The sequence below is a fragment of the Marinagarivorans sp. genome (genome assembly GCF_982758155.1).
The window spans coordinates 13,629-15,032 of sequence record NZ_CEXWTU010000115.1 but is presented as its reverse complement, the minus strand read 5'-3'; the positions used below and the strand labels follow the sequence as shown (position 1 = coordinate 15,032).

General features: G+C 45.8%; 3 protein-coding genes. 1 reads left to right on the top strand and 2 read right to left on the bottom strand.

Translation table 11 applies throughout. From position 1 onward, the window contains the following. Positions 1–54 precede the first annotated feature (54 nt). Positions 55–315 carry a DUF5062 family protein gene (locus AC3A8L_RS12800; protein ID WP_487962654.1) on the bottom strand — a complete coding sequence of 87 codons (261 nt, stop codon included), beginning with the start codon at positions 313–315 and terminating at the stop codon, positions 55–57. Positions 316–428: 113 nt separating this feature from the next. Here AC3A8L_RS12800 and AC3A8L_RS12795 point away from each other — a divergent pair, with 113 nt between their 5' ends. After that, the gene (locus AC3A8L_RS12795; RefSeq protein ID WP_487962653.1) at positions 429–1,115 is read left to right on the top strand and encodes a zinc metallopeptidase; all 687 of its coding nucleotides are present in this window, start codon (positions 429–431) and stop codon (positions 1,113–1,115) included. A 38-nt stretch (positions 1,116–1,153) separates the two neighbouring features. On the opposite strand, the gene AC3A8L_RS12790 is transcribed toward AC3A8L_RS12795, so the two are convergent. Next, positions 1,154–1,404: hypothetical protein (locus AC3A8L_RS12790; protein WP_487962652.1), on the bottom strand; the 251-nt coding region annotated here is incomplete at its 5' end.

Genomic DNA, 1,404 nt, shown 5'->3' with positions numbered 1-1,404 from the left:
AGGTAAGGATGGCGACATCAAGCATTAGTGGATGAAATATTGTTTCCTCGCCCCTTACTTCAGTAATTGATGATCACTGGGCAAGGTGCGTGAAATCCATAGTGCTAACTTATGTCGCATTAGAGGTTCCGTTTCTTGCCCTTTAGCCAAAGGCTGTACGAGCTTGTCGTGCACAAGTAATTTATACAGGTAAGTGATTTTTAACTTCGCAGAATCGGTGTTTTCAAACTCACCTGCACCTCGTGTTTTGGCATACACTGCACCAACCCTTAACGCTTCTGTCACCAAAGCGGCTTCATTATTGATTTTTTTCATGCTACTTGCTCCGTTTTTAGTGAATAGGACGTTACTGACTTTATAATGCTATTCCCCTGATTCATAGCCTTTTATATTGTACTCACTCACATCACATACGCTGATACTCATCTATGATTTTCTTCATCCTTACCCTTTTAATCTTTGCCTGCTCATTCGCACCGCAACTGTGGGTTAGGTTCACCCTTAAAAAATATAGCCAACCACTACCAGGAATGCCAGGCACTGGCGGAGAACTCGCCGAGCACCTCATTTTACGATTTGCGCTAATAGACACTAAGGTTGAGCAGACAAATGAGGGGCATGATCACTTTGACCCCAGCGATAACGCGGTGCGCCTTAGCCCAAGTATTTTTGCAGGAAAGTCCTTAACGGCCATTGCTGTCGCAGCTCATGAGGTTGGCCATGCGATACAGCACAACAGGAAGGAGCGAGTAGCACAGCTACGGAAGAAATATATTCCTCTATCCCTATGGCTCCAGAAGTTGGGGACTATTATTCTGGTTGTACTGCCCGTTATTACCGGCGTTTTGAAATCACCGGCCGTCTTTGCCGTAGCCATCGGGCTGAGCCTTACCTTGCAAATTGCAGCCGCATTAACCTACTTGATTATTTTGCCTGAAGAATGGGATGCCAGTTTCAACAAAGCATTGCCCATTTTAAAAGAAGGACAGTACGTGCCTGCCGAATACGAGCCCGCGATAGAAAAGGTACTAAAAGCGGCTGCCTTAACGTACTTTGCAGCCGCGCTAGCGAATGTGCTTAACATTGGGCGCTGGTTTATGATCTTGCGACGCTAATCATCCAAGAACAAACGAGCCTTCTACTATGAGCCTTTTTACCAGTCTTTATTCAGCTCGCGCCATGATTCACGCCGATTCTCCAACTTAAGATCGCCTAAATCAACCTCTTTTAGCTCACCCTCGTTACTTTGCGTAAGCCCCTCTTCATCGGTTAATTCGTAAAAATCTTCACCTAATTCGATGACCCCAGGAATCGCTTTACCCTCATCATCCCTATTACCATCGCCATCTCCATCTCCATCTCCATCTCCATCTCCATCTCCATCTCCATCTCCATCTCCATCTC

Bases quoted from the DNA above. Each gene is read 5' to 3' on its own strand.
- AC3A8L_RS12800 (WP_487962654.1), bottom strand. From the start codon at position 315: ATGAAAAAAATCAATAATGAAGCCGCTTTGGTGACAGAAGCGTTAAGG.
- AC3A8L_RS12795 (WP_487962653.1), top strand. From the start codon at position 429: ATGATTTTCTTCATCCTTACCCTTTTAATCTTTGCCTGCTCATTCGCA.